The organism is Alicyclobacillus sp. SP_1, assembly GCF_024706985.1.
Classification (GTDB): Bacteria; Bacillota; Bacilli; order Alicyclobacillales; family Alicyclobacillaceae; genus Alicyclobacillus_I.
The window spans coordinates 1-25,592 of the sequence record NZ_JAMCCX010000027.1 but is presented as its reverse complement, the minus strand read 5'-3'; the positions used below and the strand labels follow the sequence as shown (position 1 = coordinate 25,592).

Annotated in this window: 22 protein-coding genes and 1 pseudogene; 4 read left to right on the top strand and 19 right to left on the bottom strand. The window is 56.1% G+C overall.

From position 1 onward, the window contains the following. Positions 1-426: 426 nt before the first annotated feature. Positions 427-1,473, top strand: coding sequence for a ParM/StbA family protein (locus M4I36_RS08230; protein WP_258111260.1), 1,047 nt, complete (start codon positions 427-429; stop codon positions 1,471-1,473). Further along, positions 1,470-1,781, top strand: coding sequence for a hypothetical protein (locus M4I36_RS08225; protein WP_258111259.1), 312 nt, complete (start codon positions 1,470-1,472; stop codon positions 1,779-1,781). The genes M4I36_RS08230 and M4I36_RS08225 overlap by 4 nt, the downstream gene beginning before the upstream one ends. A gap of 15 nt (positions 1,782-1,796) precedes the next feature. On the opposite strand, the gene M4I36_RS08220 is transcribed toward M4I36_RS08225, so the two are convergent. From M4I36_RS08220 to M4I36_RS16855, 19 genes and pseudogenes are all read right to left on the bottom strand, one after another. Further along, positions 1,797-2,453, bottom strand: coding sequence for an EAL domain-containing protein (locus M4I36_RS08220; RefSeq protein WP_258111258.1), 657 nt, complete (start codon positions 2,451-2,453; stop codon positions 1,797-1,799). 87 nt (positions 2,454-2,540) lie between these two features. After that, positions 2,541-3,053, bottom strand: coding sequence for a helix-turn-helix domain-containing protein (locus M4I36_RS08215; protein WP_258111257.1), 513 nt, complete (start codon positions 3,051-3,053; stop codon positions 2,541-2,543). Positions 3,054-3,174: 121 nt separating this feature from the next. Beyond that, positions 3,175-9,156, bottom strand: a complete 5,982-nt coding sequence (locus M4I36_RS08210; RefSeq protein WP_258111256.1) for a ligand-binding sensor domain-containing protein — start codon at positions 9,154-9,156, stop codon at positions 3,175-3,177. A 276-nt stretch (positions 9,157-9,432) separates the two neighbouring features. Beyond that, a complete protein-coding gene (locus M4I36_RS08205; RefSeq protein WP_258111255.1) occupies positions 9,433-9,543 on the bottom strand; it encodes a putative holin-like toxin in 111 nt (36 codons plus the stop codon). 98 nt (positions 9,544-9,641) lie between these two features. Further along, positions 9,642-11,102: a hypothetical protein gene (locus M4I36_RS08200; RefSeq protein WP_258111254.1), complete on the bottom strand. Its 1,461-nt coding sequence runs from the start codon at positions 11,100-11,102 to the stop codon at positions 9,642-9,644. A 38-nt stretch (positions 11,103-11,140) separates the two neighbouring features. Beyond that, positions 11,141-12,235 carry a hypothetical protein gene (locus M4I36_RS08195; RefSeq protein WP_258111253.1) on the bottom strand — a complete coding sequence of 365 codons (1,095 nt, stop codon included), beginning with the start codon at positions 12,233-12,235 and terminating at the stop codon, positions 11,141-11,143. A gap of 15 nt (positions 12,236-12,250) precedes the next feature. Continuing rightward, positions 12,251-13,474: a transglycosylase SLT domain-containing protein gene (locus tag M4I36_RS08190; RefSeq protein ID WP_258111252.1), complete on the bottom strand. Its 1,224-nt coding sequence runs from the start codon at positions 13,472-13,474 to the stop codon at positions 12,251-12,253. Beyond that, complete coding sequence (locus M4I36_RS08185; protein ID WP_258111251.1) at positions 13,471-14,874, bottom strand: hypothetical protein; 1,404 nt, start codon at positions 14,872-14,874, stop codon at positions 13,471-13,473. The genes M4I36_RS08190 and M4I36_RS08185 overlap by 4 nt, the downstream gene beginning before the upstream one ends. 13 nt (positions 14,875-14,887) lie before the next feature. Beyond that, a complete protein-coding gene (locus M4I36_RS08180; protein WP_258111250.1) occupies positions 14,888-15,979 on the bottom strand; it encodes a hypothetical protein in 1,092 nt (363 codons plus the stop codon). Beyond that, the gene (locus M4I36_RS08175) at positions 15,979-17,859 is read right to left on the bottom strand and encodes a VirB4 family type IV secretion system protein (protein WP_258111249.1); all 1,881 of its coding nucleotides are present in this window, start codon (positions 17,857-17,859) and stop codon (positions 15,979-15,981) included. Before M4I36_RS08175 ends, M4I36_RS08180 begins: the two co-directional genes overlap by 1 nt. Before the next feature lie 19 nt (positions 17,860-17,878). Continuing rightward, entirely contained in the window at positions 17,879-18,646 is a 768-nt protein-coding gene (locus M4I36_RS08170) for a hypothetical protein (RefSeq protein WP_258111248.1), read from the bottom strand. Between the two features lie 23 nt (positions 18,647-18,669). Continuing rightward, a complete protein-coding gene (locus M4I36_RS08165) occupies positions 18,670-19,014 on the bottom strand; it encodes a hypothetical protein (RefSeq protein ID WP_258111247.1) in 345 nt (114 codons plus the stop codon). Positions 19,015-19,025: 11 nt separating this feature from the next. Then, positions 19,026-19,448: a hypothetical protein gene (locus M4I36_RS08160; protein WP_258111246.1), complete on the bottom strand. Its 423-nt coding sequence runs from the start codon at positions 19,446-19,448 to the stop codon at positions 19,026-19,028. Between the two features lie 11 nt (positions 19,449-19,459). Then, positions 19,460-19,783, bottom strand: a complete 324-nt coding sequence (locus M4I36_RS08155; RefSeq protein WP_258111245.1) for a hypothetical protein — start codon at positions 19,781-19,783, stop codon at positions 19,460-19,462. A 111-nt stretch (positions 19,784-19,894) separates the two neighbouring features. Continuing rightward, the gene (locus tag M4I36_RS08150) at positions 19,895-21,304 is read right to left on the bottom strand and encodes an ATP-binding protein (protein ID WP_258111244.1); all 1,410 of its coding nucleotides are present in this window, start codon (positions 21,302-21,304) and stop codon (positions 19,895-19,897) included. Positions 21,305-21,385: 81 nt separating this feature from the next. Then, the gene (locus M4I36_RS08145) at positions 21,386-22,021 is read right to left on the bottom strand and encodes a hypothetical protein (protein ID WP_258111243.1); all 636 of its coding nucleotides are present in this window, start codon (positions 22,019-22,021) and stop codon (positions 21,386-21,388) included. Positions 22,022-22,097: 76 nt separating this feature from the next. After that, complete coding sequence (locus M4I36_RS08140) at positions 22,098-22,718, bottom strand: hypothetical protein (protein WP_258111242.1); 621 nt, start codon at positions 22,716-22,718, stop codon at positions 22,098-22,100. 105 nt (positions 22,719-22,823) lie between these two features. Beyond that, complete coding sequence (locus tag M4I36_RS08135) at positions 22,824-23,306, bottom strand: hypothetical protein (RefSeq protein ID WP_258111241.1); 483 nt, start codon at positions 23,304-23,306, stop codon at positions 22,824-22,826. A 444-nt stretch (positions 23,307-23,750) separates the two neighbouring features. After that, positions 23,751-23,912 (bottom strand): annotated as a pseudogene (locus M4I36_RS16855) (helix-turn-helix domain-containing protein); the annotation flags it as partial. 673 nt (positions 23,913-24,585) lie between these two features. On the opposite strand from M4I36_RS16855, the gene M4I36_RS08130 reads away from it, so the two are divergent. Together M4I36_RS08130 and M4I36_RS08125 are read left to right on the top strand one after the other, a co-directional pair. Next, positions 24,586-25,395, top strand: a complete 810-nt coding sequence (locus M4I36_RS08130; protein ID WP_258111240.1) for a ParA family protein — start codon at positions 24,586-24,588, stop codon at positions 25,393-25,395. Further along, positions 25,385-25,592 (top strand): hypothetical protein (locus M4I36_RS08125; RefSeq protein ID WP_258111239.1); only part of this gene is annotated, 208 nt, incomplete at its 3' end. The genes M4I36_RS08130 and M4I36_RS08125, both read left to right, overlap by 11 nt.

The following is a 25,592-nucleotide window of genomic DNA, read 5'->3' as shown; positions in this document are numbered from 1 at the left end:
GCTTCTCCAAACCCCTTTTTTCTATTGGTAGCAATAGCATCTTATTGGTCAGTGACCTTTAAGAATATAGGTTGCAATATATTTCTATTGTTTCTATTGCTTTCAACAGCGTCAAGACCATGGTTGGCTTCTTGAAACCCTTTTTTTCTATTGGTAGCAACAGAACCTTATTGGTCAGTGACCTTTAAGAATATAGGTTGCAACATATTTCTATTGTTTCTATTGCTTTCAACAGCGCCAACTCCACAGTCGGCTTCTTGAAACCCTTTTTTTCTATTGGTAGCAACAGAATCTTACGGGTCAGCAAGAACACTCGGTATTGGATGCAACATTTTTCTATTGTTTCTATTGCTTATTCTCTTGTCTTCTTTTCAAAATGTGTTTATTCTATTGATAGCAATATATTTCATGGGTGAGGTGCACACGATGAACGTGGTATCCATTGATGTAGGCTTTGGGATGGTCAAAGCGTATACGAAACGCTCGACAGGAGCATCGGCCTCCCTGTTGTTTCCTGCCGCTGTTGCGGATGGGCAAGGCCGCAGCGGTGTGCTGGGCGACGGCGTTTCTTCCTCAACATCGCCTGTCTTTTCTAAAATAGCCGTTAACGGAACGTGGTTTTATGTGGGCGATCGGGTCGAACTGGAGGCTCGTGGCACCGAGACGCAAACGCACAACGCCAGAAGAGTCTTTGAACCGGCGTACACCACCTTGATCGCCGCCGCCTTGCTCGGACTCGACATCGACGATTCGGAAGACGTGGTCTTGGCTCTCGGATTGCCCCTTCGGGATTTACACTTGCGTCAACAAGTCAAAGCGCATTTCGAACACACCTCCCTCGACGTGCAAAGCGCAGACATGCATCGACACTATCGCATCGGCCAGGTGGGTGTCACGGGCCAAGGCATTGCAGCTCTGTACGACACCATTGACGCACACGAACTGTCTCAAGGTACGTTTGGCGTCGTCGAGATCGGTGCCAAAACCACAGACTACAGTCTGTTGCAGCGCTTGACCTTTAGTGAAACGGCGACCTATTCCATCAACATTGCGATGTCCAACGTCTTGGATCAATTCCTTCGGCACATCGAACGCATCGGTCAAGAAAGAGGACTGACCGACTTTCAGATTCATCCACGACGCGTCGAACGGCACATCATCGACCACGCGAGCCACAAACAAGGTCTAACGATTCGCATCGGCAAGGACACGGTGGACCTAGAAGCGAGTTTTCAGGACATTGTCCGTGCCGTCGCGAACAACATCGTCGACAAAGTCACCAAGGACATGGGCAATCTCTACGACCTCGATGGACTGGTCGTAGCGGGTGGCGGAGCTTTGGTCATGTTTGAAGTGATGCAACGCCGCCTGCACGATCAAGTTCGCGTCCTGCTCTCCAACGATCCGCAATTCGCGAACGCCAAAGGCGCATATCAGATGATGCTCGATATGCTGGAGGGGGAATCGCATTGACATCCTTGGTCGTAACCGTCAGTTTCAATTTGGACAATCCGGACGAACAACGCCTGTACGAGCACTTGGCGAAGGCCAACAAAAAAAGCACAGAACTCAAACGTCTGGCTTTGCAAGCACTCCGAGACAAGGCTCCGGAGAGCGCAAGTCCGCAAACCTTGGAGGCATGGATGCCGACCCTGCAATCCGTCATTCGTGCCACCATCGAAGCTTTCGAATCCCGAACAACGCCAGAAGGGCCTCCCCCAGACAAGGACGAGTCGGAGAATCCGACAAAGCCTCGACTCAAAAACAGTTTGATGATCTAGGCCAAGAAGGCGTCTCTACACCAGAGACGCCTTCTTGGCGCTCGTTTGCTGCGCCAACATCGGTCGGCCGAGCAAGTACCCTTGCGCATAGTCCACGCCAATGCTGCGCACAAACTGCAAATCTTCCCACGTTTCAATGCCTTCCGCGACCAGCAGTGCTCCCGTTGTGCGCACAAACTGGGCCATCCCCGCCAAGACGCCTGTGCGTGCATGATGTATCACAAAGCGTCGGTCCATTTTCAACAGGTCCGGTTGCACACGTTCCAGCACTTGAAGATCGACGCGCTCCGAACCAAAATCATCGAGAGCGATGAGGACGCCCATGTCTCGCAAAACGGCAATAGCCTGCTGGTTGGGCACGCACCGTTCCGTGATCTCCAGCACCGTTCGCTCGGGCTCAAACGGCAACGGCCAGGGAGAGAAGCGCTCGTAGGCCGACAGCGTCTCCGTCTCCACGTTGAGCATCAGACGCTCATGCGGCGCTAAGCGCCAACGAGCGATCTCTGCGGCCGAACGCATCCAGTCCAGTTCCCGTTCCGGCAATTGTCCGCATGCTCTGGCGTCCTCTAAAACTTCCAGGGGCGACAGAAGGTTTTGCGGACGGAGCAGCGATTCGTAGCCGTAGATCCGATGGGTCTTGATATTCCAGACAGGTTGAAACGCGATGTCCACTCTCCCCCTCCTCTCGGACTCATTGTGAACGAGCGTAAGGAGAGCGTACGGACATTTTTGAGACAACTTTTCCGGAAGAAGACATGATCAAAAAAACCGCCAACGTTTCTTCTTTTTCGCTGCCTCTTCCGAGGCATTCTCCATCAGGCTACGCAACGTCGCGACCAGCTGTTGATCCCGTGCTTCCTCTCTTTTCTCTCGTTCCAAATCTCTCGACGCTTGTCGCTTCTCTAGGTCCTGATGCATCTGTATCATCTGTTCCAAGGCGTTCTCCAAGCCCGTCACGCGCGTTTCGTAGCGCTCCAATCGCTCTTCAAGATCCCGCAGGATCAACGGATACGGTTCGCTGGGTTGCTCGCGATCCTGCTCCAGGTCTTGAAGACACTGTTCGACCGCCTCTTCCAGGCGCATGTCTTGGTTCAACTGCGCAAAGCGCTTCCACATCGCTACATCCTTTTCCGTGTACGCTCTACGTCCTGCCGCGTCGCGAAGGAACGTGTGACCTGCAGCTTCAAACAGAAGCGACCATTTCCGCAGGGTGACCGTGGCCACACCCAGCGCTTGCGCCACCTCGGCCGACCAATACGTTCTCTCTTCCATCCGCTTGGCCTCCGTTCACTCTAGTAGAGACTTCCCTGTCCCCAAACTAGTCCAAAGACTTCAAGAGCGCAAGAAAAACGCCAGAGAGCGTTCTCTGGCGTATCTTGCGTTCTCTTTTGAATTAGGGCTTGCTCAGACCCACGAAATACCACATCGGTCGTCCGGAGGTTTTCAGGAACATTTGGTCATAGAGCGTTTTCACGCCGCAGTCATCGTAAGCCGTAATCGTCACACTGATGTACGCGCCGTCCGGTTGTTTCGGCACAATGCTTACGCCCTGCCAAAACCCGAATCCAAGGCGTGGTGTCGGTTTCATGTTGACCGTCCAAGACGTATCCCCTTGTTGGTTGACAGGATAATTGCCCAGAGACTGAAACGTCGCGACCACACGTGTCGGCTGCGCATCCGGAAAATCCACAGCGAAGGCGTACGGTGACTGGACCCGTAAAGGGATGGTGTAGCCGTCCACCTCGTCGGGCAAGATGGGCAGTTTGCCCAAACGAGCCGGAGGCCAGTCCCGTTTTAACGCATGCGGCGGGTTGAGATACCCATCAATCTCCAGATGCGTGATGTCGAGAGGCACCTTCCGAGTCGACGTTACTTTGCCGTTGACATACGTATAGAAGATTTCCGTGCCATCTCCGGAACCACCGCAACCCATGGTGCTGTACGTACTCGTTTCGCGTCCATCGCCTTGAGAGGACACGCGCACCGAGTTCGACGTCGCAAACGTGGTTTTCGGTTGCCCTATCGGCTGCAACCACGCCAGGTAGCGCAAATCCGATCCTCCGGTCGGGTGATACGGGATGTCGACATCATCGCCTTGCGTGGCAGGATCCCACGTCGTATGGGCGACATACAAACCGGTCGCCTCTTGCAAGATGACCACGTTGGCTTTCCCGTGCAGATTTTGATTGACAAAATTCGCATCGGTGGCATCAAACGTGACTTTGAAGGTAGTATTCCCTGGCCAGGTCACGTGCGACGGCAAGGCTTGCAATTCAAAGTTGTCCGGTGGCACAATCGGTCGAAACCACGTAATCGCAAGCGGCGGATACGTCCAGGCAGACACGTCTTGCGCCGTGGTCGTCACCGTATACGACTGTTGTGCGTATACGGGCTGACTGGCCTGCTCTTGCATGACGTACTCGGTATACGGGTACGTTCCCACCGCACCGTGAAACCACCCTTGCGGCAGCTGTGTCACATAGCCGGTCGTGGTCCATTCGGAAGGATCGTCGGTCGTAAAGAGGACGTCTCCGTGGGTCGTTTCTGCCGTTAATCCAACTTCCGCAGGGTTCGGGTTACTTCCGCCAAATCCGTTGGTGTTGGACGCTTCGATGATGACTTGATTCGGCCCCGGATTGAGCGTCACCGTCCTCGTCGCCCCATATGGGATGTCTCCTCCCACCTCGTTAGCGGCGTTCCCTTCTTGCAACAGCGGGAACCCATCGACATAGACTTGCATGTAATCGTCAACGCCTGTGATGGTGAAATTCACATTCGCCTTCGTCGGAACGTTGAACGTACGCTGGAAGAACACCGTGCCGTTCGGAACGTCCCCACTGGCGTTCTCCGTGGACCAAATCATGTCCGGAGCTTCCGTCGAGGCAACCGCCGTATGGGGAAACAGCGATTGCGGGACCACGGAAGGCATTGCTTGAAAGGTCCATATCGGGAAGTAGCGTGTGCCTGGTGTGCCCAATTGGACTTGAACATGGCTCCATTCGGCCGTCCAATTGACCGCCCCAGAATACCCACTGTTGTATTGCCAGCCAAACGCAAGTCGCTTCGTACCCGCAGGAGGAGACCACTGCACCGTCTGCGTTTCCGGGTAATCGTAGGTGGTTTGGATGTTGTCGACGCCGATGGATTGACCAGCAGCATTGTAGGCTTTGATGAACGGATTCGAGTAATACGTTCCCCCGTTGTATCCAAACATGTTGGTTTCAAGCGTCGCCGTGACGGACGTGATGTTTTGGTTGCCTGGTGCGGTATAGACGTGTTGGCCATAGACTCCAGACACCAGATCTTCCTCCGTGTTATACGGCGTGTCCTCGGAAAATCCGTTCGTCGGAGTGTCTTGTGGAACATCGGCTTGGATGGCCGAGGTATCCGATTCATAGGTCAAATCCCCGGTGTTCAACATCGCGACCACCTCGGAAGACCCATCGACCTGCGACGAGATGTCGGTGACCGAGTTTGTCACAGGATCGTAGCGATACACCCCACTGGAGTCCGTCCCCGCCCAAACGTTCCCTTGATTGCTGACGGCTAAAGCTATCGCATCCGAACCTTGCGAGGTGACTCCGGTACTCGACGCGTTCCCGTATGTCCATTGATACAACACATAGTTGTTATACGTTCCGTTGTAGACGGTGGTGCCGCTGCCCGTGATCGCTTGGATGCCCCAATCCGCCGAAGCATTGTTGACGGTCGTCCAGGTGTTCCCAAGCCCCGGAATCCACCCGATGCCGCCGTAGGTATAACTCCCTGCGTAGAGGCGATTGTCGGACGCATCGTAGTACAGCGGGCCATCGCCATGCTCTGTACCCGCGCTGACCCAAGCCGACCCATTCCAATAGGCCACCTCGCCATCGGTATCACTGGCATACATGACGTTGTTCTCGGAATCGTAGGCCAGCGAGACGACTGTGTTCGTTGCCTCCAGCCCAACAGGACCTCCTCCCGGCAGTGCATCGATACCGACCCAACCGCTCCCGTTCCAGTAGGCGACGCCTTCGTACGTGGTCGCCCACACATCGCCCGTCGCCGCGTCGTAGGCCAGTCCCGTCACAGGCACTTTCGAGCCCCAGTAGGTCCCCGCATCGATCCAAGACGATCCGTTCCAGTAAGCTGCTCCGTCCGCTGTTCCCGCCCAGACTTGGTGGGTGCTGCGATTGTAAGTCAGTGCGTAGACGGTGCTTAAATCCGGATCGCCCGTATCCTCCCACGACGATCCGGTCCAATACGCCACAGAATTCGGCGTCGCTGCCCATATTTGACCGTTGCCGTGGACATCTTCTGTCTGACTCCCACTGCTTGGCACGGGCAGATTCGGTACCTCCGGATTGCTCGGCTCTACCACCTCCGCCACATAGTCGTTGGTCAAGGGCACGGAAGAGGTCTGTTCGGTTTCGACCAGCGTCTGTCCCGGTTGGCCGGTCGCCAGCACCGCTCCTGTCGTCTTATCCAGAATCTCCAGCACGTAGCCACTCGGCAAATCCTGTGCTTTGGCCGTCAAGGTACTGTCCTTGTCAATCGGCAGCCGCGACGGATCGACGACGAGCGACACGCCATACCAGTCCACCGTCACCGGATTGCTGACCGCATACGCCTCGGCCAAGGTCGGCGTGCTGTTGATGTACGCAATGTACGTGTTGACCGTAGGTGCATCGAACGTCTGCGGCACCTGGAGGTTTGTCGTTTTGGAGAACGATACATATTGCCCCGTCGTTTCATCGTACAAAATCAGGTAGTCCCCGGCCGGAACATTCGTACCCTGGACCGTCAACGTACTCGTACTGTCCTCGGGCAACTGCGTCGGGCTCGCGGACAAAGAGAGATTGCTCCACACCACCGACACAGGTTGTGAGGCGGGTCCCACGTGCTCATAACTGTCGACCACATACGCGTCGTACGTGTCCGTTTGCGGAGCGTACGCAGTATACGTCGCGCCAAGTGGTGCGGAACCGGACTCGCGAAGCAGTTGCTGAGTCGTCTCATCCAGGATGCGAAGCGTGTAGCCGCTTGGAATCGGCTGTGTGGTCGTCGCCGTGAGCGTCGTCGCGGAGCCGGTTGGAAGATCGACAGGCTTTGCCGTCAGTGTGACCTGTCCATCCCACGCATTCACCCACTTCACGCTCGTCGTAGCGTCCGTCAGAAACAACCCGGACTTGGTGTACACGGTGGCGGTATACGTGACCGAAATCGTCTGACCCGGCCCTGGGGACTCGACCTCCCGATCCGATTCCGAAGCGTTCTCCTGATCAGAGACGTCCCACATATCCGCCCCGTTGCCTTTCGCTACCACATCGACGTAGTCCCCGCCACCCATGGACGTCGCCGTATAAGCGATGGTCGACGGTTGTCCTGGTACCATCGTGGTGGGATTGGCCGACAGGGTGATGGACGGTGCCGTGCTCGTCCAAGTCACCGTGACGTTGGACGTCGACGTTGCCATGCCGCTGGCATTGTAGACGGTTGCCACGTAATGGACGGTGGTCGAGTGACCGTTGTACGGCTTTTCGACTTCCACATCGGCACCGTAGGCGCTCGTATCGTGCGTCTCTTGCCACTCATCCGAGCCGTCTCCCGTGCCCACCACGCGGACGTAATCGCCCGTCTTGAAGTTGGTCACACTGTAGGAAAGAACGGTATCTTGACCACTCGTCAACTGCGTTGGACTTGCCGTTAACGTAATCTTGGGCGGAGCAGGTGCCACCCATTCCAGCGTACCGGACTCGACCTGATCGACGATCTGGCCTTCGGCGTTGACAATCGCCGCAGAATACGTCTCGTAGACGGAGTGGCCTGGATCGGGCGTTTCTGTCTCATGCCAATGTCCGGAAGCGCTGATGCGATGACCGACGTCCCAGGCATCCACGCCGTTGCCGGACGGTGTGATGACCACGTAGTCGCCCGACTGGAAATTCGACGTGGTATACGACAAGTCCACCATCTGCCCCGGTTTCAGGTATTCGTTTTGACTCGGGGAAAACGAAATCGTCGCCGGAGGTGGCGGTGGCGCGTTGTTTTGCGCGTTCGACCACTGCACCGTGACCGCTTCCGACCCCGCCACGGCTTGGCCCGTATTAAAGTTGACGATTTCCGCGACGTACGTCACGGTCTGCGGCTGGTTGTCCGTCGCAGTCGTCGTGAGCGTCGTGTTGTATCCGTCCACCGAGTTTTGTCCGCTGAGCGTATCGTCGCCGCTCTGGTCGACGATCTCGACGTATTCCTCGTTGTTGCTCAACTCCCCGGCGGTCAGTCCGTGCACCGTCGCGGTCAAGGTGCTGCTTTGCCCGGTAGGAAGAGCAATGGGACTGGCCGAGAGCGTAATCGTGGTATTTTGCGATCCTCCGCCCCCTCCACCGTTTGCGCCGGACGTCACGGTGAGCGTAGTGGTCGCAGGTAGAGAAGCAGGCCGATGCACGGCATCCGTCGTGTAGAAGTTCACGGTATACGTGCCGGGCACGAGGGCATTCGTGTTGTTGTCAGTGAGGTTATCCGTCAGCGTCCCATACGCCCCCGGCTCTTCTTCCATCGCCTCTACGTGTTGAGACCCGCTCCCCGCAATCCAAGTCGCCTGCCCCGTCGATTGATTGATGAGTTCGACGGCATCGTAGTGGTGGTTGTACGCACTGTTCGATACGTTTTGTTGGCTCGTCACGGTGATGTCGAGCGGATCGCCTTCTTGCACCGTGCCGCTGGCTCCGGTATCTCCGTCTGAGACTTGCACCGACTCTGCGGTCGGCGGCGCGGTCGGCGTGACGTTGTACGTCAGGTGATAAATCGGCTCCCCTTCAGCGTTGGTCGCACCCGTGGGGACCGTGGTATACGTCATCGTCGCGCCCGAGGTCATGACCACGTCGGAAAAGTCGACGAACGAGTATGGATATCCGCTGTTGGATGACGCCGTAATCTCTCCATTGACGCCCGAGAGATACTGGTATACATAATAGGGATTCCCGCCAAGGCGCGACACCCAGTCGCCAATGTTGCCGGAGAACACGGTCCCTTCGGCATTCGCGGTGGTTTGCCAGGGACCCACCATCGGATAGCCGTCGTTGACCGTTTCTCCCACGATGTCAAAGTCGGGAATTTGCTGAGCGTTGCCGCCGTTGACGTTGACGTCCGATACGAACGTGTTGACGCTTTGTCCCGCCAATCCAGGCTCGTTTCCTGCGTCGGAAGGGCCTATATTGAGTTGTTCGCCCCCCTGAACCTCCAAGCTCCCCGAAGGGTCCATGACCACGTTGCCATAATCCATGTTGGGATAGAGCGTGTACGCATACGCATTCTCCGCAAAGATGCCTGCGGTAAAGAGGGCGCACAGACACGACAGTCCCACCGTTGTCCATACCTTGGTTTTTTTTCGCACGTTCATCCTCCCCAACGCTTTCTGTCCAGGTCAGTGTGACAGAAGCATCGGGCGCACAACGGACATTTTTAGGACAAGTTTTTGGAGGAGGAGACCCGATTCATGCGAAAGTTTGCGGATTGACGTATGATGTCGCTGTGGTAGACTAAACATGAAAAGAGAGCTAGAGGCGCAACTCTCTAACTCTCGGGCACCTAAGCCTTGGGCACGAACCTGCCCGCCATACATCAGCGACGGACAGTAGCCACCCGACAGGCGTGAACCTATGAGGGGTGGCTACTTGTCGCTTTTCCGAGCAAGTGCGACCACGGCGACGATGACCGCCAGAAGCGACACGATCAAGAGTCCAAATTGGATCATGAGGGTCAGCGCACGGGCGATGCTCATCGGCCCCACCTCCTTCCCGCAACACGTGCGGGCAGGAGGTGTCCCAAGTTCTTCGATGCTTATCCTCAGTCTAGCACAAAATCACGGAGTGCTAGATTTCAATCGATGTGAGACTGAATGGATGGAGGCAGACTGAGTATTGATTGACCATCTGATTCGTCCAGTTGATATGCCGGGTCCATATTCCCGGAGATGAACGGTGTAAAAATCCGCAATCCATACCCTCCAAAGCTGCCCGTGAACGATTTAGCGAGCGAATACATTCCAATAGAAAGTCCTGTATCGCTCGCCAGAGGCGCCTTCAACGTCAGCCCCCCGGAGCGTCCCGGACCGGGTTCCCCGCCAAAGTAACCGTATTTTAAGGGGTTCGCTCCAGAGGCTCCATCGCCCACCGACCACTCGATCCCCGTCACACTATGCGCAGTGCTTGGCAAGGATAGATCGATGTCCTGTCCGACTCGCGTCAACGTGACCTGATCATAGTACTTGGTGTCGTCGGTGAGGATGGCATCGTATTGAGATTGAGTGAGAACTTTCCCCTCCACCAACTGCCATAAACCTTTCTTGCTATAGAACGGAACGTGCATTTGTACAACCCCGTTGCTGAGCGTCTTGTATCCGTTCAACCAGTACTGAAGGTTGGACAGGACCGTTTGCGCCTGCAACGCACTCAGTTCATTGTTGCTGCTCCCGAGGGTGGTGCCAGCATAGAGCCCATTGATCTGCGCCCAGGTGAACGGGTTCTGAGACGCTTCGTATCGTAGTGACCACGGCTGAAACGAAGGATTGTGGGTAACTCCGTACTGAGAGGAACTGTACCCCATCGCATGACTCGCCCAGTCGGCCAACCACGTCGCCGCCTCCCCTGCCGTCACCGCCCCACTCGTCGGTGTGACGCCCGCTTGTGCCATCGTCGGATGCGTCACCACGTCCCACGTCTTCGCGTCGAACATCGCCCACATGGCACTGGCCATCGCCGTCTGCGACTCCGGAGACGACGGTGCCGTTGGCGTCGGATGCGTCGAGCCGAGCACGTGCGTGTCGAAGTCCCAGTCCGTCCCGTTCCAGGTCGGCGTAATCCCTACGCGTTTCATGACCTGCATGACGTAGTAGATCGGCACATACGTCGTCTCAACGCCGCTGTACGGGTCGGGCGCGACCAGGCGTGGGGCGTAGGCGACGACGGTGCCGTTCAGCGCAATCGCCATCTTCGCGCTGTTCGTGGCTTGCACAGACGGCGGGTTGGCTACGTCCGGCGGCGTGCTGTAGGTGCTTGGCACCGTCAGCGACCAGGTCTCTGTCGTCCCGTGCCACGCGGCCGTGAAGCCCGCCTGGTGCATCGCTTCGTTCAAGTAGTACACCGGAAGCCAACTCGTGCTCTCGTGCGACCACGGGTCTACGGCAATGAGGTGCACAGCATGGAGCAGGGTGGTGCCGTTCCTTTGGATCACGGTGTCGGCCTTGGAGTACGTCGTGGCCGCCATCGCCTGCGTGGCCATCAGTGGCGCAGCCGAGAGTGCGAGCACCGTGGCAGCTGCTGCTTTCGTCGTTCTTTTCATCCGGTTCAGCCCCTTTGTCGTCGTCTCTTCCCAGCATATCAGGAATCGGCCGGGATCATGGATACCTTTCCAGGTCTCTTGGTGGCTGCAAGCGCAAACCGCTGCGTCACCAGGCTGGTGAGCCACGACCCATCGAGCGGGCGTGCGCATATTTTGGCCTCTGGCCACCCCATGCCGTACTCGGTCACGTCCATGGGAAGCGGTTGGGGCGCAAGATTGACCCACACCTCTTTTGTCTGCACCGCTTGGAGCGATTGCGCCTTGGCCACATCGGGCGGAATGACGAGGCGATCCACGCGTTCTGGTATCGTCTCCCCTCCGACATCGAGCACCACGACCTCAACCGGCAGCGCATCCCAGTCGAGGTCTCGGCTGCCTTCCCCCGACGTGGACGGCAACACATAGAGACGGTCTTGGAGTTGCCAGAGCTTCTCTCCGCGTCTCCAGGTGTCTCGCGTCGGTATGCCGGGAGGGATGCCAAACCACCGGGCAAAGATGGGTCGCGCGCTGTCTTCGACCAAAGCGACGGTCGTCGTTTGGGCCGTCCAGAGCGCCGCTTGCACGGCAGCATACGACACGCCAGCGCCCGGCACGCCTGCGACCACAAACGCCTTGTCGCTGTTCTCGAAGCCCTTCTTTGTCCGTCTGCGAAGCGGTGGAACGGAGGGGGCTTGAGGCGTTTTGGAGCGCACCGAGAGCCTCGCTCTTGAGGGAGGCGGTGGTGTGAACGGCGCTTCCCCAGAGAGAAAGTCTGCTGCATCGGCATACGTGGCCGGATGCTCCAGCCGAGCCCACAGCTCGTCCAACGCCAATGCGTCGGCGAGCAACAGATCGTACACGCCTCTCGCTACCCATTCTCGCAGCCACGCTCTTGGCGTGTCGCGGCTCCCGAGATAGACCACTCGAACGCCTTGCCTGCGCACGCGATCCACCATCGACACCGCATCCGCCCACGCGACCGTCCCAACCATCGTTTCGCTGAGCACGACCGTCGCCTCTTCCTCCCCCCCTTTCCCCCATGGAAACATCGGGAGCGCGCCCATAAACGTCACCGACACGACGTTCGACGCGCCGTATCGCGTACGTACCGCTTCCTCCAAGTCCGGCACGAGCGTCGCCAACACCAACGTCAAGACCATCTCCCCCTTTCAATAACCCACGTACGGCGCAGCATTCCCAACCCCAGGAATCGCCCCAGGACTGCCATACCGTGCCTGAATGTAGCGGATCGCCGCTGCCGCATTGTCGATGGGATTCCAGATGTTTTCGTAGCCTGGCAACGCGTAGGCCGCGAACGTACTCGGCAGGGTTTGCAAGAGCCCTTTCGCATGTTCATACAAGCCGGGTGCATCCTCGACCAAATCGGGGTTTTCTGCGTTGGGATCGCCTCCGGATTCGAGCGCCACCATCCGTAAGAGCAGCGGCTCCCAGGAAGAAGGGACGTCTCCCACCAAGCGCATCGCGGTCTCGATCCAGTGCGTGACTTCGGCCCGGTCTGCGACCGTGGCGGGACCGGGCGCTCCTGTGGATAGAGGCACCCCACTGCCAAAGAGCGGACCCCAAGCGTCCACCGCGGGATCCTTCAAATAGGCCAGCGCATCGCCCTGTTGATCCTTCGCGTACTGCATGGCGTAGATGGCCTCAAACCACAAGGGATCCACATCCGATTTCGAAAAGCCGTACCGCTTGGCGAGAGCGTACAGTCTTGCATGCTCATACACGCGATGATACCCCGTCATGACGGGCTCGGTCGTCACGGTGCCGACGCCTTCGACGAATCGCCCCCTCGACTGCATGGCCCATGTGGACACGAACGTCCCGTTCCAAACGTTGGCGCTGCGCAGTTCCCACACCGGGTGGACGGTGACGGTAGTACGAATCCGCATCTCGCGTCTTATTCCGCCATGAGGCATAGCTACGGAGACCTCCACGCGCCGCCTGGTGGTCACCGTTTCGGTGCCTTCGACAAACCGATACGTCGGGCGCAGCGCCTCATCATACGCCTGGGCTGAAGCCTTGGCCGAAGCATCGTGCAGATTGTTCACAAACTTCCCTACCGTGAGCAACACACTGGTCGGCAGGTTGAGTTGATAGCCTTCCACGATCGCTCGCTCCCGTGCGTTCAGCCCTTGTTGCCACGCATGGGCGACGGACGCGTACTGCGTCACGAGGGTTTGGTTGATGTGTTGCACCTCCGAAGCGGGCAACGTGTCGTGCACGCCCGTCACCGCACCGAGATAAAACGACCCGGCCAAATTGATCACCACGCCAAAGACAAGAAAGACTAAGAGAGCGGGGAGCCCCAGCACGAACAACCCACCCAGGCCGCAGAGCACCCACCCATACCACGGCAGCGAAAGCACCCGTTTCATGAGCGTTTCGCGCCTCGCTTAGAGACGGGCTCGCTCAGATCGGATAGGCTCGTCCGACCCGCTCTCGCGATGGCCAACTCCCGCAGGCGTTTCGTGTTTTGTTGCTCCGGATACCAAGCGTAGTTGATTTTGGAGATTTCGTTCTGGCTTTGCAAGACGCGCTGTTCGCCCCGTGATCGCAGTTGCTCAGCTGCTTGCCGTTGTTGCTCCCGCGCGGCATACTCCGATTTTACGTGTTCCCTTTGTTCGACGGCTTGTTCGTACTTGGCCTTTGCTGCTAACGCTCCACGCGACGAGGTATCACCGGCCGCCGTATACCCGGACACCGCGATCCCTGCAGACTCCACGTTCGCTTCGGCGGCATCGAGGCGCGCTTTGGCGTCCTGATACGACGGTTCGGAGAGCGCCGCTGCTTTCTCCCCTTGGTCCATCCACAAAAGCCCCTCCGCCAGATGCGATTGCCACACACCCACCGTGCGCAGGTGCGCCATCGCTATCGGATCGCCCGTTTGTGCCGCTTGTTGCAACGCTTCACTCGGCCGATGCGCATCGCGCAGCAACCGGTCTGTCAGGTGGGCGTCCTGTTGCTCGCGATACCCTCGCTCGCCTGCGCGCACCAGAGAGGCGAGCGTCGCTTTGGGGCGCTTGCCCTCCACCCCCCATGCACGCACATCGGCGGACAGTTGGTTTTGAAACGCTAATCCCGCAGCATGGAGTCTGCTCTTGGACTTCGCCACGGACGTCGCTTTGTGCTCCGCCGAAGGCATCATCCGCGTGTACGCTCCGTGATGTTGACTGGTGACGTCGAACGCGGTGTTCACAGCCTCGTCCCTTGCACGCTTCTGTTCCGGTGCGCCGGACGGCTCAGATGCGTCGTAACGCTCGCCCAGTCCTGGACCACGAAGCCCGTCAGACGTTGTGAAGCCTGCGGCACCACCCGTCAGCCGGAGCGGGTCTTCCCCTTCTGGAAGCCCCGGTGCCTCGGGCATAGGGGAGGGCTCTTCAAACGGTTGGGACCTGCGTGGTTTCATGTGAGACCAGAGGTCGGAGAGGATCGACCCTGCTCCTTTGGGGTGGGCAAAGGCACCCGCAAGACCGGCCACACCTGCGGAAGCACCGAGCGTAGCGGCCGAACCCAGTACCTTCGTCCCACCCCGAAACAGAGACATTCCCGCAGCCAACCCCATCCCTTCCGCGATGCCCGAAAACAGAGCACTCGGACCTCGTCCTCCTCCGGGCACGATCTTGTCGAGAAATTCGCGCAGCAACTTATGAGCTTGTAGTAACACGATCATGCACACGATGGCGACGATGAAATCGACGAGTCCACCGTTCGTCGTCGGACCTGAAGCCGCCGTCGCATGCGCCACGGATGCGGTCGAAGCCGTGCTTGCACTCACTTCAATCCCTCCTTCAAATGCCAAGAAATACGCTGGCCATGAGCAGCATCAGAGCCCCGACCATGGGAATCGCAAGATAGGTGATGACCTCTTTCCACCAATGGATGGCTAAATCTTGGCGCTTGCCCGTGACGTACCCAATGAAAAAGAGCGGCATGAGCGTAACCAGGATGGCCAACACCACCCGCCGCCAGAGATAGATCAACCACACACAAAAATTGACCACCGCATACACCAGTCCAAAGACACTGTTAGCGACCGATGCCCCACCAAAAAGCTTGTAGTCCCGCACCAACTCCGGATTCAGCGGTTTTCGACTCAAGAGCGCGGCGGAGTACCCGGTTAGGGACAAGTGTGCGGTGTGCACATGGACTTCGTGCAAGAGATAGAGCGTGATGTCGGACACACCCGCGTTGAGCAAGCCGAGCAGATACGGCGTGATACCGAGCATGACGCCGAGCCACAGCACATTGCGCAGCAAATCGACCCATCCTTCGCGCGCTCGCGCGGAACTCTGCGCGCTGGCGATGCGTATGCCCTGGATGACAAAGGACACCACGGCCGCGATGCCGACGAGCGCATAGAGCGTATGCTGGACCGTCATCATCGCCGCCCACGTTTGCGGGGCAAACACGCCGAGCAGATCACCGTCGTGCGGGGAGTAGACGTTGTGGGCCGCCATCGACCCCATGCTTTGAAAACCGGTGAACGCCCAAAAGACCATGGCGAATAGGGTACAGAGCCCGTCGATGCTGAGAAAAATCTCATTCAAAATCCACCCGCCCACGCCGGACGCGTGATTCCCAGGCAGGGACGCAAGCGAGGGCGTTTGGAAGGGGCTGGTGTCCTTGGCCGGAAGCGCAACCGCAGGCGACAGCGCATGGGCCAGGTAAGCTGAGAAACGCGCGAGCAAGAGGGCCGACAAGGCCGCGAGCGTGCCGAAAGCCACCCACTTTAGTCGCGCTAACGCCTCCGCTCGTTCTCTTGCTCCGCCTCGGATGATCGCGAGACCGACGAGCGACCCTTGCACCAAGGCCACCGCGCCAGCAACCGCCATCAAAAGATAGAGCACAAACTGCAACAGCGGCAGAAGATAGGCATGCATCAGGCCATCCCCTTGTGTTCGGACATCACTTTTTTGGTGTTCCAGAGCGCATGTTCAAAAGGCGTCGCCTCATATTTCGAATACACGACCTCGCCCCCGACGTCCCAACGCGCGTGTCCTTGCTCAAACTCGAACATCAGTCGTTCGAGTTCGTGCGATCCGAGGCCAAACACCGTCTGCAGCATCGCTTCATCTTGCTTCGACTGGGCCATGAGGATCTTGGTATCGGAATTGCGGATGATCGACTGCCCATACGCGCTCGATGCAAACACGTGAAACTGCTGACTCGCCGCGACCGCCGATCCGCCGCGTTTGCGGATGCGTGTGAAGCAGAGATCGAGGAAATACGCCGCGTATTCCCCGGCCGCCGAACCGTCCATGTTACGCATCGCTTCCTGCGCTTCGTCGACGACGACCCGTTTCTTTTGCTCCGGTTGCTTTTTCACAAACTGCTCCATCGTCCATTCCAGGGCCACATATTGGCCGAGTTTGCGCAGATCGCTGTTTTCCGGGAGAGCCGATAGATCAAAGACGATGATCGGCGCTTTGGCCAGTTCGAGCGTCGACTGACAGTCGAACAGACCCAAGGTGTTCCCCGCCGTCACCCGTTCGAGGCGATCCGCGAGCGAGACAAAGCGCGGATCCTGCTCGGCCACCGCTTTGAGCTTGCGATAAAAGTCACCCAACTGCGGTTGTTTGCGGCGACGGCGCAGCTGCAACGTCGTGCCCGCACGAAGGCTCGGCGACGCTTCGTATAAGCTGGAGGCTTCTGAGGTGAAACCGAAATCTTGCGTATAGAGGTCTTTCCACAACCGGTCGACTAAAGCGATCTCTTCGCCGCGCAGCGGATCGGCCCCCGTGAGACTGGCGGCATACTTGATAAAGCCCGTCATCTCTTCGATTTTTTCCAAGATCTCCACTTTGGTTTTTTTCTGACCGCTTTCGAGGACTTCTTCTTCGTGCAGTTCGCACGGATTGAGCCGTTCCATCGCGGTATAGTCGATGGGGACGACGACGCCTCCCAAATGTTTCGCAAGCGCCCCGTACTCCCCTTCCCAATCGATGACGACCGTGCGGATGTCGTGCAGGACCGAATGGGCGAGAAGGCATTTCAGTTGATACGACTTGCCCGCACCGGAGACACCCGACAAAAACACGTTGGCGTTTTTCAGATCCGCGTGCCAGGCATCGTAGAACATCGGCGACTGAGAGACCAAATCAAACCCGACCAAAGCGCCTTTGCGGTGTGAAAATTGACTGGAGGTGAACGGGAAGGCGTTCGCCAGATACGACCCGAACACGAGCATTGGGTAGCGCAAGGTGGGCAGGGCGAGCGGCGCGACGGACAGCAGTCCCTCTTGCTGCTCATACGCGGCCTCCATGACCACAAAGCCGCGACCAGGGCCTTCCGTTTGCAACCGAGCGCACGCCCGTTCGAGGTGTGCTTTGGTCTCAGCGGTCACCGTCACGAGAAGGGTCATGTAGTACATTTTTTCTTCGCCGGTTTGCAGCGCGAGTCGCAGGGCATCCAGTTCTTCTCTTCGCCGCTGGTTTTTTCGGACGTTCTCCGTCTTGTCCATCTTCACGTCCATGGCGATCTGGGCTTCCAGGTTCGTGATCGCCTCGGTTAATTGCCGAATTTGTCGTTCCGAACGGGCGGGTTCGACTTGGACCGACACGTCTATGTCCGCGCCCAGCGAAAAAAAACCGTTCAGATAGCCAAACCCGGCCCGATTGGGCATCCGCACCACATAATACACGCGACGATATCGATTGGAGGAAGCGAATTCGATGTGATCCGGATGAAAGTGGATGTGGGACACCGTCGCCGTGATGTCGCCGAGCGTCGGCGCATACTGCCCCCATCGTTCTTCCGGCACGCCCGGAGCGTCCTTGGGCTTAGAACGACGTCGGAGTGTCAAGCGCATCAGCCTCCTTCCCGATGTAATACCCACGAAGACTGTCGTATCGCACCGCATCCCGTGCGCGTGCGTGGACTTTATCGCGATTGAGAAATTGTTGCTGCGCCTCGATGGCCTCTTCGGCACCCAGGAGCGTCGGATGAACCCGACATTGCATCAAGCCTGCAAAGGCCGTCTCCGTCTCGTGTTGGACGGCTTGATGCACCTCCTCGTCGCTCTTGGACAGCCAGTTGGCATGGGCGGAGGTCACCCACAAATTTTCACGCAGCGTCCGCTGCTGTTCGCCCCGTTCTTCGAGGTGTCGATGCAGATCGCGTCCGTATTGCAGTAACCGGTCGTTCTCCCATTTTTGGGCCGTGGCTTCAACCAAGGCATCGAAGTAGGTGTAGTACTCCGACAGATCCATCCGGCGTCCCCGGACGATGATCTGAAACGGTTCGCGCAGCGTCGACAGCAAGGTCTGGAACCGAGCGCGGATGCCTTCTGCTTCGGCGGCCGAGAGCGCATACGGATTCAGGTTGCCCACGCGAAGAACCTTGCGCATTCCGCCGTCAGCCAACACGAGCGTCCCGTCCGCCCTCACGTGATCAATAGGCAACAGTTGTTGTACGGGTTTCGTCTTTCTTCGGACCTTAGCACGAGGCTCCTCCAAGGTCCGTGCCTTGCGTTTTTCTTGACGCCAGACGACGAGTCCGGCCAGCGCCAGTGAAGCGGCGAATACGAGCAGCCACGCGATCCCGTTCATATCCAATCCCCTTTCGGTCGCGCTCAACCGAGGCGCGCTTGATGCGTCCGTACCCGATGGGTGCGATCCCAAAAATACGTTTGAGCGTGCATCCGATACTTGAGGTGCAGCCAAAGCCATTGCAACACGGTCTTGTGTCGATGCGGCATGGGTACAAGGCCCAGTACCGCGCCAAGCAACAAGCCTACCAACGCCACGAGAAACGGCATGCCGGGTGCATGCGGCAGGAAGGCCGTCGTCGCGAGTCCCACCAAGGCCAAGGGCGCCAAAGCGCCCATGCCAAGCATCATCGAAAACAGGTGATATGTGTGAATGGGACCGACGATCCGCAGCCCTTGATTGCGCACCTCGATGTATCCTTCGTCCATACGTCCTCCCCCTACAAGATCGAAGCAGCCCAGCCCACAATCCCTGCGAGCAGCCCCGAAGACAGAGCAACAATGCCACCGAACAGGACATACCGAAGTTTCTCCATGCCCTCTTGGCGTTTTTGTCCGCCGCCTCGCATGATTTCGATCCCTGCCAGCACGCCGTATACGACCACGAATCCCGCAGCGATCGCCGTGATGACGAGGAGAACATCCTGGATGACCGTGCCCACGATGCCGACGATCCCATGCGTCGTCAAGGGATGTCCGCCGAGGACTTGATAGAACCCGGCCAGCGCTGGAGATTGGGTCGAAGACGTCGTGGTGGTCCCATTCGTCGCGGCCAAGACCGTTTGGGGCAGACCCATCACCAGACCGAACACTGTGGCCACAACCCGCTGCCATGTCTTGGCCGCACCCTGAAATTTCTGCATAAAGCGCCCTCCTAAACGTGACTTAAAAACAACACAAAGGAATAGAACACTTGGGGCAATAGGACGATGATGAGTTCGCCCAAAAACACGCCCGAGATGACGCGTTTGCACCAGTTGGCCGCCATGGTGAGTCGGAATTTCCAGGCGATCAACCAGACGAGTCCTGCCACCACGAGAAACAACCCCCCATAGGTGACCGAAAACGCCGACACTTCTTGATAGAGCGTGCCGAGTCCGACGTTGAAGTGACTCAAGAGCCCCGTGACATTCACGGTGTGAATACCCAGCGACTGAAACGTTTGGATGCCGGGAGGCACCGTTGTGTTCGTACTCACCCACCTTTCACCTCCTCTCGAAGTCATGTTGACAGAAGATCAAGCCTTCGTTCGGACATTTTTAAGACAAGTTTTTTTGCAAAAAAAAAGCATCCGGAAACCCCGGTTGCTTCAACTCCCCCATCGCACCGTACGCTCGGACTCTGGGATGGGTGGCCATCCTTTGGCAGCCCGAAGCGTATCGACCGTACCCCAAAGGTACTCGCGAGAGAGGATCGGCTTTTTCTTTCGGTATTCGAGATCGATGGCCTGTCGTTTCCAATCGTCGACGAGTCCCCGGATCTCCGCCCCCGAACAGCCTTCCAGCCAAGGGGCGACTTGGAGCCAGTGCACGTCTTTGTCCACATCAAGCACACTCGCCCAGACAAACAGTTGTTTTTGGATGTCCTTGACCGATGGGTTGCCCACGTAGAGGTGCTTGTCAAAGCGGCCTTTGCGAATGAGGGCTTCATCGAGCAGTTCGATACGATTCGTCGCGGCCAATAAAAAGACGTTGTGTCGACTTTCAAACCCCTGGATGGCTCTGAGCAGTTCGTTCAGTTGGCTGTCGTGATACGGATTGGCTCCGCCGCGCTGATAGCCGATGGCGTCGATTTCGTCGAAAAAGATCATCGCTGGTGCATGGGCTTTCGCCTCGCGAAACAGATGCGCGATGTTTTGTTCCGTGGCCCCGACGAGCGTGCCGAGAATATCGCTGGGTGAGACTGAGATGAAATACAGGCCAAGCGCCTCTGCGACCGCTTTCGCCAATTCGGTTTTACCGTTGCCTGGAGGCCCGTACAAGAGAAGGCCCGCTTGCATAGGGACGTCGTACTTGCGGTGCAAATCAGGTCGCTCCAGCGGCCTCTGAATGGTCTCTTCCATCGCGCGCAACACGGCTTCCATCCCCAGAATCCGTTCCAGAGCCTTGGGGTTTTTCGTATACTGTTTGCCGAGCTCGGACCACGACACCTTACCATCAGCATGGCGACGTGCGTCCATCTCGTCTTTCGTACGAAATATCTCTGCGTCAAAGGTTCTCTCTGTGTCCCGAGGTGAGCGAACGTTGGGACGAATCCGCGCGTTCTCGACAAGCGGCTGTGAGCGTTTGGCTTTTTTGCGACCCAAGACACGGTCTCGATAGCGTCGATTGGCCTGTCGAGCCTGCTCCGACCACGTGCCTATCGCCCGGTTGACGCGATACCGCCAAGCAAGGGTGTGGCGCACTTGGAACTCCGTCACAAAGGTGCACAACGGCAGGACGATTTGTCCACTCAACAGCAGCGCGTACCAAACGAGGAAAGCGACGCCGAGCCAAAGAAAAGCCGTCTCAGGTGAGAGATGCCAAAGCCACGGGAACGGCTGTTGAAAGCCCATCGGATGTTTCATCCACGTATTTTCGACAAATCCTCCAAGCACCAACAAGGTCAGAGGGATGCCCACGCGAAACAAACCATAGAACAACCGGCCGATATCGTATAAAAACAAGGCGACTACGAAACTCAAACCTCCCAGCAGCCAAAACAGTTCTCTTATAGGCATATCTTCTGGCTCCTTTCGAGCGTGTGGTTGGTTTGAGTGTACAAAAAAACAGACCCAGAAAGGGTCTGTTTTCAAAGAACTTTAGGGATTGAGCATCGTACCCTGTTCGAGCGGGCGTTGCTGCATCTTTTGTTGCAGATAACGTCCCGTTTCGAAGTACCCCAAGCGCACACGGCGTTGAAAGTGACGTGGACAGTATACGATGTCGTCCGGCACCGGGACCTCACGATGCTTATACTGCGGTTTTTGAAGGTGTTGGTACTTAAGGCATTGAAAGTTCTTTTGGCTAAGGTGCTCTGCCAAGTGTTCTAAATGGGCCTCGTAGGGATTGGGTTCGCTCACATCCGTTTTGCGATGCTGTGCACACCACGCCATATAAGCGCTTTGAAGTCGTGTCCAATAGAGCGATCCGTAGTCCACCAATTCCTGTTCGTCTTCGACCACGCCCCCAAACAAATCCTTTTGGAACACTTCCACGCGCCGTCCGTTTCTGTAGGCCGCAATTTCATATCCGTAGCCGTCGCATACGAACACATACAGATGCGGCATGAGCCGAGAATGTTCGCTGGCTAATCGGCAGGCATCCTTCCGTTCTTTGCGCAAGACCGCGTTGGGATCGCGGCCATCGAGCGGCATCGCCAATCGCACAAAATAGCCTTCGTTCGTCGTGTTTTCCAAAAGCTCTCCCAAAGGGAACTCTGCCTTTTTTTGAGCCATCTTCCCGCCCCCCAAATCGTCTCACGAGAGACTGTTTTCTATCTCTAGCTTAACAAAGGAAGAGAGGATGAACTTATCAACTTTGGCGGGGTTTTTCACGTTTTTTAGAACGCGGCATCGGTTCTTGAAGAATCTCCCAGACACGATGCCAGCCCCAGTGATCCACGGTCGCTTGCCCGAGCCATGTGTACATCTCTTTAGCATATCGAGATACGGTGGAGGACGAGATGTTCAAAGTTTGAGCGATTTTCTGACCTTTTTCCCGTCCGAGAAGATACGACTTCCAAATGCGCCTACGTTCCTTGGTCATATACTTCACTTCCGACTCGAGATGCTGCATCCACAGGGCTTCTTCCGGTGGCATGTCCTTCAGAGAAACACCCTTATACCGCTCACAGAGCAACCGACCCACGCCAGCGATGTCGTTTTTAGAACGTGTGTTGGGGTGTATCGACGATTCTTCAAGACCCATCAATTCCCATTGCGACCATTCGGACGATTCGCTGAGCGGAATGCGCACATCGCCTTCGATGCGGAACACTTTGCAGGGATGACGTTGGCCGTAGATTTCTTGCACCGTTCGAACTACGGCTAGAAGGTCGTTCGGATGGCGTAGCGTGTCTGGCGTGACGAGAAGGCGCCGTGTGCGCTGTCGATAGACCAAACAGATTTCAATAGACGTTTCGTTCGTCACCATACATCCTCCTCCTGAGAAAACGGTTTATAAGTGTGGGCGATCACGATCACCACACTTCAACATACCGTGTTTTTTTCTCAGAGCCGGATAGGATCATCAGGAATTTCACGAGAGACGTGTTTTTTCCTCCGGAAAGAGTTTGTAAAAGTTGGCGTATCGGTCGTCGCCTGAATGGGTTGACTCGGACACCGCCGGTGTTGGTTGGCTGTCTTCCGGGAAAAGGGCATAAAATGCCTCGTAGCGCGGGTCTTTCTCTGGTTTGCTGACTTTGGAGGAACGGGCATGCGAAGGACTGTGTCTAGGCTTTATCCGGGGCGTTGTATCCGATCTTTGAACGCGCCCTTTCCACCAGTCTTCAAGGACGAGGGCAATGTAACCAAAGCAGTGAATCGGCGTGTTGTGACGCTCTGCGACAACGTTCGACGTGTTTTGGACAATCCAATCGTCCGGGATGTCGTGATGTCGCAAGCGTTCCAGGGCTATCACATCGTTAGGCTTGAAGTGATACGGACGACGAAGACACTCGGCCAAGACGCGTTCCAGGCGTATCAGCAAGGGATCGGAGACCGAGGTGTCGGGAGACGACATCGTCTCCACGGGGTGCCTTAGAGGCGTCCAAGAGACCGTGGTGGAGCCAATCGGTGCAGAAACGACCTGGGGGAGCGAGGACGTTGCCTTCAAACGCGTCGTGGGTGTGCCGGAGACCACGATCTTCGTTTCGAGGACTTCTCGAGGCATAGGTGAGAAACTGGATTTTGGGGCCGAAACGTTCCGTGGCTCCTCTCTCTCACCGCTTGTAGAAGTAGTAGTAGGTTGAAGAGAGTTTACTGGATCTAGTTCTTGGGTCATCGTGATAGAAGGTGGTGTCATTTTGACAGAAGAACGTGTGTTCGACGAAGGGTTCAAACGTCCTGGAGCGGAAGGCGTAGCGCCCGTTATTAGCAGAGTGTACAAGTTGGAGGTATACCGTTGCTGAAGACTGCCATCGGGAAAGTCTTTGACGACGAGGCGAGTTTGTTTGCGCAGAAGCCCTTTGTTCTCTAAGGAGCGGATCGCTCGCTGGACGGTGGACGGACTCAGATGGACCTGTCGGGCCACGGTGTCGTAACTCGGGAACGCTTGGTGATGGTCGTCGGAGTGTGCGAGAAGACACGAGTACACCAAATATTCCGCGCCGGTGAGAGCGTAGTCCATGAGGCGCCAGAAAGGGATACGCACGTAATGGAAGGCAGGAACGTCGGTCTCAAGAGTGTTGCAAGCGGTGTTTGTCATCATTTTTTTCGTGAAGTCCTAAAAAAGGTTGCATCAAAGACAACGACGTGGTATCCTTTTTTTGATATTGGTCGGATACCTTACTCGGTCCCACCCGAGTACCATTGCGTCGGTTAAAGCCGATGCTTTTCTTTTTTTCAGTCCTCACTCTACCCTCCTTTAATTCATTACATTGGATGCAATATCCTGTTTTTTTAATTTTTTGGTTGCGGTTTGTGGAAAATGGTACAACGAAAAAAACCATGGTTTCTTATCACCTTGGCCCGGATATCTTAGAAATCTCTTATACGAAAATCCCATTTTCATTTGCTATTTGCCCTCTAATAGGACTATAATAGCTACAGAAGTGGGATTTCGCAGAAGAGCCTTCCCGGGCGGATGCGAAATCCTTTTTTCTTTTTTCGTCCAATATTCCACTGCAATCCAGTCTAGCACAATCGGCAAAAGATGCAAGTCGTGCCAACAGGATATGTCTCGATTTCAGATCATTTTGCGGTTTTTTGTATTTGGTTTATCCTGTACCTTGACGTCAATATAAAATAGCAACAAAATAGCAAATAGCTAGCTATCTTCAAGTTGCCAAGGAGGGCGTACATTGACCGCTAGGGTGATCAGCTTGGGCATCCAAAAAGGTGGGTGCGGAAAGACAACTACTGCTGGAATTCTGGCTTATATCCTAACTAAGGATTACCACAATAAAGTTCTTGTGATTGATATGGATAGCCAAGGGAATCAAACTGAGTATTTAGCTAGATGTGATATATACGAGTTTGATGGAAAAACGGTATTTGAAGGATTGAAAATGGGTGATGTTCGTCCATTTATTGTATCGATAGCACCAGGACTTGATTTAGTACCAGCAACCGATTTATTGGCCACGTTTTCTTATTGGTTGTATCACGATGGTCGTAGCATATATCCGGAGCATGAAGCAATGCATCTTCGTGCTCTTCAGAAATCTATCGAAACAGTAAAGGATAGTTATGATTACATCATCATAGACACTCCTCCCCATATTGGAGAACAAACTTTAAATGCTCTAGTCGCATCTGACTATGTTGTCGTTATGTTTGAATCGAGTAAGTTCTGTTTGTCTGCTGTAGAAAGGTTTGTTGAAACTATTGAATTTGTACAGGGCATGACTGGACAAAAATTAAATCCTAAATTAAAAGTAGCGGGAATACTGAGAAATTTAAACGATAAAAGAAGGACTGACATGAGAGACTTAATAGAGTTGTGCGGAGAACAATACCCGGATTGGATTTTCCGATCGGTGATTGATCGTACTGCCGCTACTGGAAGGCTCGCTCTTACTGGGTTCGATGAGGTAGAAAATAAAGAATTACGAAAGGCTGTTGAGCCGTACCAAGATTTTATAAAGGAGCTGATAGAGCGTGTCGGCTAATAAGAGGCCAGATTATAAAGCTTTGGCGATGCAGCGCAGACGACTTCCGCACGATACGTTTGTGGGTGGAGGATCGGGTGACATAATGAAGACCATCGATAGCAACATCGATAGCAACATCGATAGCAACATCGATAGCAACATCGATAGCAACATCGATAGCAACATCGATAGCAACATCGATAGCAACATCGATA